Genomic DNA, 15,297 nt, shown 5'->3' on the forward strand with positions numbered 1-15,297 from the left:
TCATGCTCGCAATAATCATCTATGCCTTTGGCGTTATGTACAGTCCTGGCCCTGCTAATATGTTGGCACTTTTGGCTGGCGTAAATGGCCAAGGCTGGCGTGCTTTTTTGTATTGTGTCGGCGTCGGGTTGGCCATGCTGATCTTATTTCTTCTGATTGGTTATTTAGGTGGTGATATTATTCCTCTTGAATATCAATCGATTATTGCCATTCTAGGTGGGGTTTATATTGCTTATCTAGGAGTGAAAATACTGCAAGCGAGTTTCCAGCAGGCAGAGGTGAGAGCACAAGACAAGGCTGTGAGCTTTAAAACGGGTCTGATTCTTCAGTTGTGTAACCCTAAATCGTTGGTGGCCATTGTGCCGATTGTTAGCGTGCAATTTCCTCGCTTTCATATTGAAGGCAGTCAAATTGCCGTTTGGTCATTAGGGCTTGCCGTTATGGCATGCGGAGCGCCAAGTGTGTATTTGTTGGCGGGTTCTCGGCTTAAAAAAGCAGCGATGAATCCCAAGGTAATGGCTTGGGTTAACCGCGTAATGGCGCTATTGCTATTCTATGTGGCCTACCGATTTGTTTTTTACTAAGTGAAGAGGGAGGGAGGCGTCGCGCTGTCTTCTTTTGCTCTATGTCCGTTTTATTCTCATTAATTTGTCACAGACGTAAGCTATAACCTAAGTATAATGGTGTAAGGTGCCGAGCATATCGAGGATGTAGCATGTTAAGATTTTTTAAAATCCGCAATGGGTTGATTCAAGAGATTAAAAAAGAAGACGAGAATTTTGCTACTTTGCAAAAGGAAGCCAACTGGATTGATGCTGCCGAGCCGGATGATGATGAACGCTTGCAACTTAAAGCCTTACTGAGGACGGATCTTCCTGAGTCGGACGATGTGGAAGAAATTGAAGCCTCTGCCCGTTGTTTTGTCGATCAAGCTGGCATTCATGTTCACTCTCTATTTTTGAACCAAACGGAAGGGCGACATAAAACCGCCACCGTTGCTTGCATCTTGCAACAAGATAGGTTGATCACCATCCGTGAAACAGAGCTGGCTGACTTCAGGTTGTTACGTATGCGTGCCCGACGAGGCCATATTCTGGTTGATTCACCGGCGCATTTATTGGTGACCTTGCTGGAAAACAAAGTAGAGAACCATGCGGATACGTTAGAAGATTCCCATAGACAGCTCGAAGATGTAAGTCATTTGGTGTTAGAAGATGACGAAACTGAACTGGATACCATTATCGAAAAATTAGCACGCCAAGAAGACAGTAATGGAAAAATTCGTCTTTGTTTGATGGATACACAGCGTAATATTTCCTTCTTGTTGCGACACTTACCTAACAAGCAAGAGTATTCAGAAACGCTACGCGAGGTAATGCGTGACGTTGAAACCTTGATGTCTCATACCACCTTTCTGTTCGATAAAATCAACTTCTTGATGGATTCCACTCAGGGCTTTATTAATATTGAGCAGAACAAAATCATCAAGATTTTCTCCATTGCCTCGGTGGTGTTTTTGCCGCCAACCTTGGTTGCCAGTATCTACGGGATGAACTTTGAAATCATGCCGGAGCTGGGTTTTGATTACGGCTATCCGGCGGCATTAGGTTTAATGGTGTTTTCTGCCTTTGCTCCTTACTGGTACTTTAAACATCGTGGTTGGTTATAGACTGTATACGGTCATTCTATCTATTGTTACTACTTCCATAATCACCTAATCATGTAGAGTTCGGCATGATTAGGTCTGTTACTTTCTTGTTCCTAGTGAATTTATCGCTCCGCCATATCTATCTTTTTATTTAAATAATTATGTATTGAAAATGTGGTTGAGAATGACTACCATTTAATTGGTTCATATTATTCATTGGAGAGTGTCGTGGAAAATTCAGTACAGCAGAAAATAGTCGACTTTTTGCAGGTCGGTGGGCCTGTAGTTTGGATATTGATGGTTTTTTCTGTCGTTGCTCTAACCATTGTCCTATTGAAGTTATGGCAGCTGTCTTCTCTGCGTGCCGAAAGCCTTAAAACAAGTAATCTCGCCTTAAACGATTGGCGTGCTGGTAACTGCGAAGATGCGCTTGAAAAGTTAGATGAGAAACGTCCTATAGATGCCTTAGTGGCTTATACAATGCGCGTGCTATTAGAGACGAATACTCAAGCAGAGTTAATTCGTGAAGAAGTAGAACGTCGTGCGATGAATCAACTTAATCAGCTTCGTTCTTATCTTCGACCTCTAGAAATTATTGCGACATTGAGCCCATTATTAGGTTTGCTCGGTACGGTATTGGGTATGATCACGGCTTTCCAGCAGATGGAAGGTGCGGGCAATCAAGTTGACCCTTCTGTTCTATCCGGCGGTATTTGGCAGGCGCTGCTAACGACCGCAGTAGGTTTGGCAGTAGCCATTCCAGTCGTAACATTACAAAGCTGGTTAGAGCGCAAGGTAGAACGTATTGCTCACAATATGAACGACGCTGTTACTCAAGTATTTACCAGTAAGCAAACAAAAGAATTAGTAGAAAAGGCTGACGAAGAGTTATTGCATGCCGCTTAATTTGTCTCAACCTAAGCGTAAGAACGCAATTAGCCTGACACCACTGATTGATGTGGTGTTTATCTTGCTGTTGTTCTTCATGCTGACCTCGACTTTTGTGCCTTGGCGACTTGTTGATACGCCTTTGTCTGTTTCTAGTGATCCACAAGATCCGGCTCAAGAAAAACCAGACAACCTTGTGCTGACGTTAAAACAAAACGACGATCAGGTTTGGGTAGACGGGCGAGCACTCCGATTTTCTGATCAATCCGCTTTTCATTCATTCATTGCAGATCATAACGAAGGTGTTTTTGTCATTAAAGCTGAAGATGGTGTGACGTTGCAAACCTTGATGCATCTTGCTGATCGCTTAAAACTCAATGGCGCAAAAACCGTTTCTATTGCGAATGCGTTTGCCATGCCGGAGTTGAAATGAAAATAGGGGAAAAATACGCCGCGAGAAACGCCAGTAACGACGACAACATGGTGCCACTAATTAACGTGGTGTTTTTGATGTTGGTGTTCTTTATGGTCGCAGGGCAAATTCAAAAAGCAGATCCTATTGCTGTCGTTCCTCCTCAATCCGTTAACGAGACCCGAGCGACAACTGACCCAAATATTGAGATCGTGCTGGGTGCGGATAATAGCTTGTATGTGGATGACGCGTTATTTGTCGTCGATGATATTCAAGCGTATTTAGAAAAATCCTTTGATTCATCATCCGATCCTGAGGCCTTTTGGGTACAAATTAAAGCCGATGGCGCTATTTCGTTAGAAAAACTACGTCCCATTTTTAATCAAGTGCGTTTAGCTGGCCTTACGAAGGTTAGCTTAGCTACTCAGCTAGAGCGAGGAAACGAATGATTTCCACGCGCCATTGGATCATTGCGGGTGGACTTGCTGTTTCTGTCCATGCTGGTGCTTTCTACGCGGTATTTTATGCGCCAACGGAGGGTAGTCAGTCTGCAGGCTCTCAAGGTATTGAGTTTGATCTAGGTATGGTGGGCGACCTTGGCGTTGCTTCTCAAACGACAGTCGCTCAAGAAGAAAGTAAAGAGGTTGAAGAGGTAATAGAAGAGCCTATTGAAGACGTTCAAGAAAAGGTCGAACCAGAAGTAGTGGAAGAAGAGCCAGTTGTTGAACAAGAACCTATTATTGAGCCTGAGCCAGTTGTAGAACCAGAAATTATCAAAGAGCCTGCGCCAGTTGTTGTGAAGCAGGAATCTCCTGTGGAAGTAGTGAAGCCAGAGCCAAAACCAGAGCCAAAACCAGAGCCAAAACCAGAGCCAAAACCAGAGCCAGAGCCAGAGCCAGAGCCTAAGCCAGAGCCCAAGAAAGAGACTCAAGTAGTAAAAAAGGCAACGTCTAAGCCTGTTGCAACGCCATCGTCAGCGAATCAGAAAGTGACCACTGGTAGCTCTAATTCAGTAACGACAGGCGGTAACCCAGGCGCAACAGCAAACTACTTTACTAAGCTAACATCGGTGTTGGCTCAGAATAAACGTTATCCAAGAGCATCTCGCCGTCGTAATGAAGAAGGGGTTGTTTCCTTGTCATTTGTTGCGCATGCGAATGGTTCTGTTACTAATGTGGTCATTACAAAAAGCTCTGGGCATAAGCGCCTTGATAAAGCCGTATTGGACATGATTAAACGCTCAGTTCCGTTACCAGTCTTCTCTAAAGACATGGTAGAAACTGAGCTAAAAATTAACCTTCCTGTATCCTTCAAACTCAGCGAGCTTTGATAGATAACTGTTACTGGGCGATGAGTGTTTCTGGTGCTGGGTTTTTAGGGAGTAGCAGCCACACTTTGCCAAAATGCTTTAGCTGACCTGCATGAAAGTGCGCTTCTTCGCCAATGCCCTGATACCAATCAATATGACCTGGTCCCTTGATAGCGCCACCTTTATCTTGTGCTAACAAAAGTCGAAATTCATGACCAACTAGGTTGCCGTAAGCGTCGAGTTTTGGCACCTGTGCCAACAAGATAGAACCTAAAGGAATTACTTTCGGGTCAACAGCCGCTGAATAAAGAGGCGTTAAAGGCACATTAGCTGCACCAATTGGTGCTTTTGGCCCTTCACTGAAAAACAAATAGCTTGGGTTTGTCGACAAAATTTCGCGGTTACGGTCTGGATTATCGCTTAGCCACTGACGAATGCTCTGGGCGGAAATATGGGCTCGATCGATCTCACCCCGCTCAATAAGCTCTTTGCCTAAACTGCGATAAGCATGACCGTTTACGCCGCCCCATGACAGCAACTTCTGCTCGCCATCCTCATACTCGACGACGCCAGAACCTTGCACGTGGAGGAAAAAGTTATCGACTAAACTGGCCGTATAGGCAATTTCCAAACCTTGTCCTGCTAGGGCATTTTCAAAATCTATCTCTTCACGGGATGGGTACTTTCCTTCGGTATTCCGTTGCACAGGCTTGCGGTAAAGCGGGTAACGGTAGACCTCGTCTGGTAAATGCCGAACAGGTATAATAGGCACATAATAGCCTGTGATTTGTACGTTACCTCTTTGGTCTTGTCCCGCTAATTGATGAGCAATAAGTTGAGGTTGTTGGACTGGATTCTGTAACCAATTGTTTATTTCTTCGGCAACGATTCTTAAATCAGCCACGCTGGTATGGGTATTCTCTAAAAATAGCGTCTTATCTTGAATGCGGTTTAAGTAGGTGATCTGCTGCTGCAAACCGCTCTGAAAACTTTCGTCCGGCATCGGCAACCCTGGTGGCAGGCTTTCTTGCAAATATAATGTTTCACGCTTAAGCGCAGCGGTGTCACGGCCGTTGTTTTCGAAGTCATTGGAACTGTCTATTTCATTCACGCTGCAGCTGCTAAGGAACACGAAGGAGGCAAGACAAAGTGGGCGAAGTAGAAAGCGGTATTGTGCTTTAGTGGGTAGCAAGTGTCGTATAAAAAATGAAAAAATCATAAGCCCTATTTCTATAAAATAAATCGGTAAAGTAACTGAGTGTCATGTTTTGACCGCACAGAAAGAGCGAGGTTCATCTTGAATTTTTATAGAAGTGAAAGCAATCATTAGGAGGGAGTTTTACACTTTATCAACGCACTGCCGCCTAGAACATTAAATACTCGTAGGCTTGTCTTAGACCGATGAATACATCTTGATCACCGCCTCTGTCTGGGTGGTGTTTCTGAGCCAGCTTTCTGTATTGCTGTTTAATGTCTGATTTGCTGGGATTCGAGGTTTTTAATTGTAGTGTCTTGAGGGCCGAGTCTCTATTGCCCGGTAAGCTGATGCCTTTGTAAAAACTATTCAGTAGCTGTGCTACGGCGTCTGCGTCAGTTTTTTCGTATTCTTCCCAATCAAGGTAGTAAGCCGCTAACTTTGCGTCTACGCTATCGCTTAAATTAGTACTGGCAGAGCGCTGAATTTGCGTTGCACTGAGTAGGTTAATACGTAATGCGCTAATATTTAGCAGGAGATTCTCTTCTTGCCATAAACTGCTTTGCAGCTGATACAAGGCATTCATGATTAGAAAATGCTGGCGGAAAAGTTGTAGGTTCATATCGTCGGCGAGCTGACTGAATTCGGGTAATTGCTCTTTTAGTGTCTTAAGAATATCGAATTCACTGATACCATCAGGGTGAAGTCGTAGGATTTCGAGGATAGGGCCGACTAAAGGGTTTTTCATATCTGTCTCGTCTGCTTAGGCATTAATTCATTACAGTGTATGTTACGAACCTAAAAAGGGTCAAAGTTGCGACGGGTATTTTTTAATAACGGGATATTGAAAAAGACAAAACTATGTTGTGGATTATAGTAATACTGGGCGTTATAACATTGATCGTTGGGCCAAGCGCATGGGTGAAATTTACCTTGAAACGTTATGCAACGGACCGTGAGGACTTACCTGGAACAGGTGGAGAACTGGCGACGCACTTGGTAAAACGCTTTGAATTAAACGAGGTTAACATTGAGACCACACAAGAAGGCCACGACCATTTTGATTTTGGACAACATATCGTTCGTCTCAGCCCTAGCGTGTTTAATGGGCGCTCTTTAACTGCGGTTGCTGTGGCGGCTCACGAAGTAGGACATGCCATTGCCCACGAGAAGAAGCAAAAGATCTCTCACCTCAGCACTCGCTATTTGCCCTTGGCGCATTTTGCTCGTCGCATTACGGCTGGTCTACTGCTTGGCTGGCCCGCCTTGAGCTTACTATTGCACATTCCTTATGCCGTGCCTTTGCACGCGCTGGTAGTTGGTTTATCAGGTTTATTGGCGGTCATCGTGCAGCTAGCGATATTGCCAGAAGAATGGGACGCCAGCTTTAATAAAGCACTTCCCATTTTGAGAGAAGGCAACTACATCCCACAGGAAGACCTACCCAAAGTGAAGAAAATCCTCACCGCCTGCGCCATGACCTACGTCGCTGCCGCACTTATCAAAGTACTCTTCGTTTGGCGATGGTTTAAACGCTAGTGCTTTGTGTTTCCACATGACTCGAACTAAACGGCGTTTCTCTTCGAAACTACCGCCTACCTCATCAAAACGCCGTTTGGTTCTCATTGTATGGATGCATTAAGCCTTGTAGGTTGGATGAGGAAGGCACGATCGTCATCCGACGTGTTGGTGTAAGTCGCGCCTTCAGGCCGACAGATCTCTTCATCACAAGACTCGAATTTTTTGAAAACAATCTTTCAAGACCTGTCACAAAAAAGGCATGAAGTTCGCATAAAATCGTCTTACTATAAAAACTGACTTTTTGGTTAGTATTTTTTAATAAGAAAGATCTTTGTGAATGGAGTATTTTCATGACGTTTTTTGTTCCTAAGGGCGCGACTATGTTCGCCTCTTCTTTGCTGTTTGCTGCGATGGCGCAGGCTTCGACTATTGACTTGCGAGTCATGGAAACTACGGATATTCACATGAACTTAGTGGATTACGATTACTACGGCGATAAGCAAAGTGATGCGGTCGGGTTGTCTCGTGTGGCGACCTTGATCAAAGCCGCACGTGCAGAAGTAACGAACTCTGTGTTGGTGGATAACGGTGATTTATTACAGGGCACGCCGTTGGGTGATTATGTGGCGAAAGGCCGTGTATTGCGCTTCGGTGAAACGCACCCGGCGTTTAAAGCAATGAACCTGTTGGATTACGATGTGGGTAATATCGGTAACCACGAATTTAACTATGGCTTAGACTTTTTAATGAAAAGTTTAAGTGGCGCTAATTTCCCTTATGTTAACTCGAATGTGTATGTAGACGACGGTGACAACGATGCGTCTAACGATCAGCCGTATTTCCAGCCTTATCTGATTCAAGACAAAGCCTTCGTCGATTCTGACGGCAAAGAACAAACGGTCAAAGTAGGTTACATTGGCTTTGTGCCACCACAAATTATGACGTGGGATAAAGACAATTTAACCCATAAAGTCATCGCCAAAGACATTATCGAAACCGCCAACAAATACATTCCTGAAATGAAAGCCAAAGGCGCGGATGTGGTTATCGCGATTCCACACAGTGGCATGATGAATTCCCCTTATATGAAAGGCGAAGAAAACGCGTCTTATCATCTTGCCAAAGTCGATGGCATTGATGCGATTCTGTTTGGTCACTCGCATCGAATATTCCCTGGCGACAAAGCATTAGACGCCTTTGAAGGTGTGGATGGCGAAAAAGGCACGGTATTTGGTAAACCTGCAACTATGCCCGGCTTTTGGGGTTCTCACCTTGGGGTGATTGATCTGACGCTTGAGCCTGCTGGAAATGGTTGGAAAGTCGCCGATGGCAAAGCAGAAGTGCGCGCCATTGCGCGTCGTGAAGGTCGAACAACTGTGCCATTAGTCGAAGCAGATGCGGCGGTGAATAAGGCGGTTGAAACCGAACATGAAGGTACTCTGGCATATATGCGTCGCAAAGTGGGTGAATCCAAGGCTGACATCAATAGTTTCTTTGCGTTGGTGCAAGATGACCCATCCATTCAGATCGTGAACAATGCGCAGATTTGGTATGTGGAAAATATTGTTCGTGGTACGTCTTATGAAGGTTTGCCTATCTTGTCTGCGGCAGCGCCATTTAAAGCCGGCGGTCGTGGTGGTCCAGACTATTACACGGATGTGCCAAAAGGCGATATCGCTCTGAAAAATGTCAGTGATTTGTACATTTACCCGAACGATTTAAAAGTCGTGAAGTTGAATGGTGCGCAAGTGGTGGAATGGTTAGAAGCGGCGGCAGGGCAGTTTAATCAGATCGATACGACTTCAACTAAACCGCAAGAGTTGGTGAATGCGTCTTTCCCGACTTATAACTTTGATGTGATTGACGGTATTTCTTACAAGATCGATGTCACCCAACCTGCTCGTTACAATGCGGACGGTGAAGTGGTTAATAAAGACGCACATCGCATTACCAAGGCGATGTTTAACGGCGAACCATTAAGAATGAAAGATGAGTTCTTGGTGGCAACCAATAACTATCGCGCTGGCGGCGGCGGTCATTTCCCTAACCTGAATGGCGAAACCATCGTGATTGATGCGCCAGATAAGAACCGCGATGTGGTGGCAAATTACTTATTGAGCCAAACAACCATTAATCCAGCGGCTGACGGCAACTGGTCATTCACTGGATTTGGCAAAGCGAAAGTCTTATTTACTACGTCGCCAAAAGCCAAAGAGGCAGCGAGTAAAAACATGTCCTACCAGTCTTTAGACGACAATGGTTTTGCTGTGTTTCAGATTAAATAGCTTAATTGAAATAGAACGAAGCACCTAAACGAAAAACGCCTGCTAATATCTAGCAGGCGTTTTTTTGTGAGCTTTTTTGCTTTGTTATTAACGCTGTTTGTGTTCAAACTCTGGGTGAATCCAAACAGGTGCATCTAGGCTTGGTAACGCTGCTTTGCCCAGAATCATGTCTGCGGTTTTTTCCGCTACCATGATAGTAGGTGCATTCAAGTTGCCGTTGGTGATGGTCGGGAAGATAGACGAATCCACCACGCGTAGATTTTGCAAACCGCGCACTTGGCATTGCTCGTTCAACACGGCCATTGGGTCGTTGTCATCGCCCATCTTACAAGTACAAGATGGATGATAAGCACTTTCTACGTTCTCTTTTACCCACTGATCGATTTCTTCGTCGCTTTGGACGTTCATACCCGGCTGAATTTCATCGCCACGGTAATCGTCTAGTGCAGATTGTTGCAGCACTTCACGAGTTAGGCGAATCGTATCACGCCAGTCTTGTTTGTCTTGCTCGGTCGAAATGTAGTTGAACAAGATACGCGGCTTCGCCGCTGGATTGGCGGACTCTATCCATAACTTACCACGGCTTTCTGGTTTGTTTGGACCAACGTGTACTTGGAAACCATGACCTTCAACTGCGGCTTGACCATCGTAACGCATGGCCGCTGGCAAGAAATGGTATTGGATATTTGGCGCTTTTAGTCCAGCACGAGAGCGAATAAAACCACAAGATTCAAAGTGGTTAGTCGCGCCAAGGCCCGTTTTGAAAAGCATCCAGCGTGTACCGATCAAGCCTTTGCTGATCAAACCAAGCTTGCTGTTTAGCGTCACAGGCTTCTTGCAGTAGTATTGGAAGTAGACTTCCAAGTGGTCTTGTAGGTTTTCACCAACGCCCTGCAGTTCGTGAAGCACTGGTACGCCGGCTTTATCTAAGACGTCTTTCGGACCTATGCCAGACAGTTGTAATAACTGTGGTGAGCCAACTGAGCCAGCCGATAGAATCACTTCTTTGCTGGCGATAGCTTGCTGAGTTTGGCCGTTTTTGCTGAACTCAATGCCTGTGGCTTTTTTACCTTCAAAGAGGACTTTATGGCTTAGTACACCGGTTTTAAGTGTTAGGTTAGGGCGTTGCATGGCACGACGTAAATAGGCGTTCGACGTAGAAGCACGCACACCATTTTTTACCGTCATGTGCATTGGGCCAAAGCCTTCTTGGCGGTAACCGTTGTAGTCGTCGGTTTTGCCGTAACCTGCTTCTTCGCCTGCATCGATAAAGGCTTGGTAAAGCGGGTTGTAAGTCATGTCGTTGCCGTTGTTGGTCGACAATGGGCCTTCGCCGCCACGGTATAAATCCGCACCGCCTTTCCATGTTTCGGCTTTTTTGAAGTAAGGTAGGCAAGTTTGGTAATTCCAGCCTTTAGCGCCGTTTTCTTCCCATTGGTCGAAATCACAGGCGTGGCCACGTACATAGACCATGCCGTTAATAGATGACGAACCGCCTAATACTTTGCCGCGTGGACAATGCATTTCGCGACCATCAAGACCTGGCTCTTTGTCTGTGTGGAACTGCCACGCGTATTTTGTCGTGTTCATTGGATAAGACAAGGCGGTTGGCATCTGGATAAAGATGCTCTTATCTGAGCCGCCCATTTCCAGTAGCAATACCTTGTGTTCGCCACTTTCTGTCAGTCGGTCTGCCAGCACACACCCTGCGGAGCCAGCACCGACGATAATGTAATCGTACGTTTCGTTTGCCATGACCTTTCTCATCTATTAAAAGTTAAGCGACCCGCCTAGTAAGGGCTTTGAATGTCGTTCAGATCGACAAAGACGCTTTTGTTTTGAGTGTAGTGGTACAAGGTCTCGATGCCATTTTCACGACCGATACCAGATTCTTTGTAACCGCCTACTGGCATTTCAGCGGGTGAAGCACCCCATGAGTTGATCCAGCAAATACCGGCTTGTAGCTGGTTAATTACACGGTGAGCGCGAGCGAAGTCTTTAGTAAATACGCCAGCGGCCAAGCCTAGCTTGGTGTCGTTAGCACGAGCGATGGCTTCGTCTTCGTCGGTGAAGCTAAGTACAGACATTACTGGGCCGAAGATTTCGTCGCGAACTTGTGGCATGTCGTCGGTGCAATCCGTGAACACAGTCGGAGCAACAAAGGCGCCTTTGTCTAAGCCGTTTTCCGTGACTTGGTAACCACCACACAATAATGTCGCGCCTGCGTCTTTAGCGGCTTGAATGTAGCCAAGTACTTTTTGCATGTGGTCTTTGGAAATCAAGGCACCCACTTGCGTGTCCATGTCCATCGGGTCGCCAATGATCATAGCTTCGGTGCGTTCTTTTAATTCCTTGGTGAAAGCGTCCAACATGTCGGCGTGAACGAAAACTCGAGTACCATTAGTACATACTTCGCCTTGGGTGTAGAAGTTGGCGAGCATGGCGGCAGAAACGGCTTGATCTACTGGCATGTCAGGGAAGATGATCATAGGCGATTTACCGCCAAGTTCCATGGTCACTTGCTTCAAGGATTGCGCAGAAGCCGTCATGACTTTTTTGCCTGTGCCCACTTCACCAGTGAAAGAGACTTTGTCTATCCCTGGGTGAGCTGTGATCATTTGACCGGTGCGAGCATCGCCTTGAATGACGTTGAAAACGCCGTCGGGCAAGCCTGCTTGGGTAAATATTTCAGCTAATTTAAGAGCGGTAAGCGGCGTTTCTTCGGATGGTTTGAAGATCATGGCGTTACCCGCTGCCAGCGCTGGGCCAGATTTCCACATGGCGATTTGAATTGGGTAGTTCCATGCGCCAATGCCAGCGCAAATACCTAATGGCTCACGACGAGTGTAGAAGAAATTACCATTGCCAAGGTCTTGGTAATCGCCTTGGATCTTGTCGGTCAGACCTGCGTAATATTCGATTACGTCAGCGCCTGTTTGAATGTCTACGCAAATAGCTTCTTGAAGTGGCTTGCCTGTGTCTAATACTTCTAGACGGGCAAGTTCTTCGTTGTTTTCACGCAATAGTTCCGCCGCTCTTTTTAGAATACGGCCGCGCTCTACTGGGCTCATTGCTGCCCATACTTTTTGACCTTGTTTTGCAGACTCTACAGCAGCATCTAGTTCAGCTTGTCCTGCGTGTTCGACTGTTGCAATCACTTCGCCTGTGGCTGGGTTGATCGTCTCAAAGTGTTCTCCGCTGGTGGATGCATGGTAGCGGCCGTGAATGTATTGCTGCTGATGTGCCATGATGTGCCTCTTTAAGTCTGTTTTAACGACTCTGTTTAGAGTTGTTAAGGTATTTGATTTTTTATTAAACGCGCGTTCAATAAAAACAATTGTACATATTTTGGCTATAAATTGCAGCTCGAATCCATGAATTAGTGTCTTTGAGCAAAAAAATGACGTTATGGTGTCCGCTGTTAAGGGCGAATTTGAGAGGAAAAAAGAGGGAAATCGAGAGGTTAACGCCTCCACGTGAAATATGGAGGCGCAAGTATATTTTTCTTAGCAATGATGTTATTTAAAGGCTAATAACACCATTTGAATCATAACTAATAGGGCTTGGTACATAATCGTCGGCCATTTCATCGTTGAGCCATTCTGTACCATCAAGCACATATCTAAACTGATAAGCCGTGTCTATATCCAAATTAAGTGTTGAAACAAAGACGCCAGATTTTTGCTTTTTCATCAGGTTAGCTGTGCAATCCCAATTGTTGAAGTCTCCCACCAAAGCGACATTTTTTGCATCACCGACGGTTTCTGCAGGCAGTGCAAATTTCACTTTGCATTCGGGTTTTGTCTTTAAGTAGGTTTTCTCAATCATGTCCAGCTCCGTTATCTTTGACAGAAAAGTGGGTGAAGGCTACGACAAAAAGCCTGAAGGATAATAGTTTAAGTAAGCAAGGCTTACGCCATATTTTTTAACTGATTAATCTATTTAAAGAAATATATTAAGCCTTGCAATAAAGCGATTATTTATATTGGTTTTAACGTCTTAAATGTGTAGGTAGCGCGCCATTTTGGGGCTTATTATCGACACAAACTTAAGACGAAAATTCACAATTTAAGCAAGGCAAATGACCTACACTTTAAAGACACCAACAACAATAACGAGGTGTTTTTATGGATATTCAAATGATCGTTCTTATTGTATTAAGCGTGATGCTGATCGTGAAAATTATCTATTTAGCGTTTTTCAAGCGCCCTGAGCAACACCATAGAGAGCGTTCGAATAGAAACCATTCACATGGGCACCATCACGATCATCGTTAGTGTTGAATGCCGTCATTGTGTCCTCGGTAGCGTTTATTTTTCGCTTCTTTGACAGTATTTAGGTCTACTAGGACCAAGCCGTCCACGCAGTAGCCAAAGTCTGAATCGACGCCAAAGTCTAAGAAGCGAACTCCGCCCGTTTCGCACAATTCACTGTATTGTTTGAACAGTGTTGGTACGCTGGCGCCAAAGTGGCTGAGCTGCTCTTTTAGTATCCTAAAGTCTTCTTCATAGTTATCACCGCTGAACATGGCTGAAATAATATCAGCGTGTTCTGTGTTAACTTGATAAGGCGTGAAAGAGCGCGCTAAGTGTTCTTTATCGGCATAATAGAGTTTGTAGAAAGAGACAATAAAGTCTTTTGCCACTTGCGGGTAGCTGTTGCTTAAGCTTACAGGGCCAAACATGTAGCGAATTTCAGGGTGTCTGTCTAAATAGGCGCCAATTCCATACCACAAATAATCTAAGCTACGTTTGCCCCAATATTTTGGTTGGATAAAGCTACGCCCGAGCTCAATACCTTGTTCAAAATAAGGTTCCATATCGCAAGAGTATTGGAATAATTCAGCACTGTAGATACGGTTTGGTGTATCCGACTTCATGTAGCGTGCGACTTCGCCAATACGATAAGCGCCAACAATTTCTAGCTCTTCTTCATCCCATAGAATCAAATGGCGATAGTATTGGTCGAACTTATCTAAATCTGAACGCTCGCCAGTACCTTCACCCACTTTTCTAAAGGCAATTTCGCGTAAGCGCCCAATCTCTTTCATCGTCACCGACATTGGGTCGTAATCAAACAGGTAGATTTGCTTGTTGTCTTTGGTACTGCCAAGGTGTTCGGCTATTTTGAGTTCTTGTTTGATCATCTGCCTATTTTGCGGATGCTCAACGGTCTTTTCGGTTTTAAGTAGCGGTTTTTTGCCTTTGGCAATACGGTATAAATGGCGCTTTACGAGTTTGTTTTTTTCTTTATCGCTTAGTGGTAGTTGTGCCAGCTCTTGAATTGGAATGGCTTGGCCAACTTGCATGGGGATTTTTCGATTGCGCTGACGAAACATTTCGTTAGCGAGCTGAATCGTCGAGAGCGGACGATATAAAAGAGAGCTGGTGTAAAACAGCATGGAATTGCGTCCGCCAATATGAACTGGCAGTAATGGGCTGTTAGTCTTTTGTGCCAGTTTTAGGTAGTTCTGATTCCATTGCTGATCTTTTACGCCGCTTGGCGACATACGCGACACTTCGCCCGCAGGGAAAATGATCACGGCTTCTTCATTATGTAGGCAGCTCATAATGGCTTTGAGCTGCTGGCGTGCTGTTTTTCCGCCAAGATTATCGACGGGAAGAACAAGCTGTTTTAAACCATCAAACCCCATTAATAAATCGTTAGCGACGATTTTTACATCCGGGCGAATTTCACCAATTAAACGCAGTAATGCTAAGCCATCTAAAGCACCAAGAGGGTGGTTAGCGATAATCATAACGCGACCACTCGCAGGTATGTTTCGTCGATCAACTTGGCTGACGTTATAGCTAAAGTTGAAATGATCCAGAACACGATCAATAAATTCGAAGCCGACACAGCCGTGGTTTTTTTCCAAGAAATGGTTGACCTCACTTTCGTGGAATAAGCGTTTTAGCACGCTTAACGTTGGGCGAGTGATTAACGGGCTTTTATCGAAAAATTGAGGGGATTTACTGGCAATCATTTGCTCGACTTGTATCACAGTGGTGCTCCGCTCTAATAAGTTTTTAGGTATCT

General features: G+C 45.0%; 14 protein-coding genes. 8 read left to right on the forward strand and 6 right to left on the reverse strand.

Annotated elements, in window-relative coordinates; genetic code table 11:
- Nucleotides 1–2: 2 nt before the first annotated feature.
- From DFP77_RS06705 to DFP77_RS06730, 6 genes are all read left to right on the forward strand, one after another.
- Nucleotides 3–584, forward strand: coding sequence for a LysE family translocator (locus DFP77_RS06705; protein WP_114411512.1), 582 nt, complete (start codon nucleotides 3–5; stop codon nucleotides 582–584).
- 131 nt (nucleotides 585–715) lie between these two features.
- Complete coding sequence (gene corA, locus DFP77_RS06710; RefSeq protein ID WP_114411513.1) at nucleotides 716–1,669, forward strand: magnesium/cobalt transporter CorA; 954 nt, start codon at nucleotides 716–718, stop codon at nucleotides 1,667–1,669.
- Nucleotides 1,670–1,876: 207 nt separating this feature from the next.
- Nucleotides 1,877–2,554, forward strand: coding sequence for a MotA/TolQ/ExbB proton channel family protein (locus DFP77_RS06715; protein WP_181858506.1), 678 nt, complete (start codon nucleotides 1,877–1,879; stop codon nucleotides 2,552–2,554).
- The gene (locus tag DFP77_RS06720; protein ID WP_114411514.1) at nucleotides 2,544–2,969 is read left to right on the forward strand and encodes an ExbD/TolR family protein; all 426 of its coding nucleotides are present in this window, start codon (nucleotides 2,544–2,546) and stop codon (nucleotides 2,967–2,969) included. The genes DFP77_RS06715 and DFP77_RS06720 overlap by 11 nt, the downstream gene beginning before the upstream one ends.
- On the forward strand, nucleotides 2,966–3,397 hold the full coding sequence (locus tag DFP77_RS06725) for an ExbD/TolR family protein (RefSeq protein WP_114411515.1): 432 nt from the start codon (nucleotides 2,966–2,968) through the stop codon (nucleotides 3,395–3,397). The genes DFP77_RS06720 and DFP77_RS06725 overlap by 4 nt, the downstream gene beginning before the upstream one ends.
- Complete coding sequence (locus DFP77_RS06730; RefSeq protein ID WP_114411516.1) at nucleotides 3,394–4,278, forward strand: energy transducer TonB; 885 nt, start codon at nucleotides 3,394–3,396, stop codon at nucleotides 4,276–4,278. The genes DFP77_RS06725 and DFP77_RS06730 overlap by 4 nt, the downstream gene beginning before the upstream one ends.
- A gap of 10 nt (nucleotides 4,279–4,288) precedes the next feature.
- Here DFP77_RS06730 and mltA read toward each other — a convergent pair whose 3' ends face one another.
- Both mltA and DFP77_RS06740 read right to left on the reverse strand, forming a co-directional pair.
- Complete coding sequence (gene mltA, locus DFP77_RS06735) at nucleotides 4,289–5,368, reverse strand: murein transglycosylase A (RefSeq protein ID WP_239544433.1); 1,080 nt, start codon at nucleotides 5,366–5,368, stop codon at nucleotides 4,289–4,291.
- 253 nt (nucleotides 5,369–5,621) lie between these two features.
- Nucleotides 5,622–6,200, reverse strand: coding sequence for a DNA-J related domain-containing protein (locus tag DFP77_RS06740; RefSeq protein ID WP_114411518.1), 579 nt, complete (start codon nucleotides 6,198–6,200; stop codon nucleotides 5,622–5,624).
- 113 nt (nucleotides 6,201–6,313) lie between these two features.
- On the opposite strand from DFP77_RS06740, the gene DFP77_RS06745 reads away from it, so the two are divergent.
- Together DFP77_RS06745 and DFP77_RS06755 are read left to right on the forward strand one after the other, a co-directional pair.
- Complete coding sequence (locus tag DFP77_RS06745) at nucleotides 6,314–6,991, forward strand: zinc metallopeptidase (protein ID WP_114411519.1); 678 nt, start codon at nucleotides 6,314–6,316, stop codon at nucleotides 6,989–6,991.
- Between the two features lie 332 nt (nucleotides 6,992–7,323).
- Nucleotides 7,324–9,258, forward strand: a complete 1,935-nt coding sequence (locus DFP77_RS06755) for a bifunctional 2',3'-cyclic-nucleotide 2'-phosphodiesterase/3'-nucleotidase (RefSeq protein ID WP_114411521.1) — start codon at nucleotides 7,324–7,326, stop codon at nucleotides 9,256–9,258.
- Nucleotides 9,259–9,345: 87 nt separating this feature from the next.
- Here the strand turns inward: DFP77_RS06755 and betA are convergent, their stop codons facing one another.
- The 4 genes from betA to olsF all read right to left on the reverse strand — a co-directional run bounded on the left by betA (nucleotide 9,346) and on the right by olsF (nucleotide 15,262).
- On the reverse strand, nucleotides 9,346–11,013 hold the full coding sequence (betA, locus tag DFP77_RS06760; protein ID WP_114411522.1) for a choline dehydrogenase: 1,668 nt from the start codon (nucleotides 11,011–11,013) through the stop codon (nucleotides 9,346–9,348).
- Between the two features lie 35 nt (nucleotides 11,014–11,048).
- Complete coding sequence (gene betB, locus DFP77_RS06765) at nucleotides 11,049–12,506, reverse strand: betaine-aldehyde dehydrogenase (RefSeq protein ID WP_114411523.1); 1,458 nt, start codon at nucleotides 12,504–12,506, stop codon at nucleotides 11,049–11,051.
- A gap of 274 nt (nucleotides 12,507–12,780) precedes the next feature.
- A complete protein-coding gene (locus tag DFP77_RS06770) occupies nucleotides 12,781–13,086 on the reverse strand; it encodes an isoamylase early set domain-containing protein (RefSeq protein ID WP_114411524.1) in 306 nt (101 codons plus the stop codon).
- Between the two features lie 445 nt (nucleotides 13,087–13,531).
- Nucleotides 13,532–15,262 (reverse strand): bifunctional ornithine lipid synthase OlsF, encoded by a 1,731-nt coding sequence (gene olsF, locus DFP77_RS06775; RefSeq protein WP_181858507.1) that lies wholly within the window; start codon nucleotides 15,260–15,262, stop codon nucleotides 13,532–13,534.
- Nucleotides 15,263–15,297 lie beyond the last annotated feature (35 nt).

It is taken from the genome of Marinomonas foliarum (genome assembly GCF_003337275.1).
In the GTDB taxonomy this organism is placed as follows: Bacteria; Pseudomonadota; Gammaproteobacteria; order Pseudomonadales; family Marinomonadaceae; genus Marinomonas; species Marinomonas foliarum.

Bases quoted from the DNA above. Each gene is read 5' to 3' on its own strand.
- DFP77_RS06705 (WP_114411512.1), top strand. From the start codon at position 3: ATGCTCGCAATAATCATCTATGCCTTTGGCGTTATGTACAGTCCTGGC.
- corA (WP_114411513.1), top strand. From the start codon at position 716: ATGTTAAGATTTTTTAAAATCCGCAATGGGTTGATTCAAGAGATTAAA.
- DFP77_RS06720 (WP_114411514.1), top strand. From the start codon at position 2,544: ATGCCGCTTAATTTGTCTCAACCTAAGCGTAAGAACGCAATTAGCCTG.
- DFP77_RS06725 (WP_114411515.1), top strand. From the start codon at position 2,966: ATGAAAATAGGGGAAAAATACGCCGCGAGAAACGCCAGTAACGACGAC.
- DFP77_RS06730 (WP_114411516.1), top strand. From the start codon at position 3,394: ATGATTTCCACGCGCCATTGGATCATTGCGGGTGGACTTGCTGTTTCT.
- DFP77_RS06740 (WP_114411518.1), bottom strand. From the start codon at position 6,200: ATGAAAAACCCTTTAGTCGGCCCTATCCTCGAAATCCTACGACTTCAC.
- DFP77_RS06745 (WP_114411519.1), top strand. From the start codon at position 6,314: ATGTTGTGGATTATAGTAATACTGGGCGTTATAACATTGATCGTTGGG.
- DFP77_RS06755 (WP_114411521.1), top strand. From the start codon at position 7,324: ATGACGTTTTTTGTTCCTAAGGGCGCGACTATGTTCGCCTCTTCTTTG.
- betA (WP_114411522.1), bottom strand. From the start codon at position 11,013: ATGGCAAACGAAACGTACGATTACATTATCGTCGGTGCTGGCTCCGCA.
- betB (WP_114411523.1), bottom strand. From the start codon at position 12,506: ATGGCACATCAGCAGCAATACATTCACGGCCGCTACCATGCATCCACC.
- DFP77_RS06770 (WP_114411524.1), bottom strand. From the start codon at position 13,086: ATGATTGAGAAAACCTACTTAAAGACAAAACCCGAATGCAAAGTGAAA.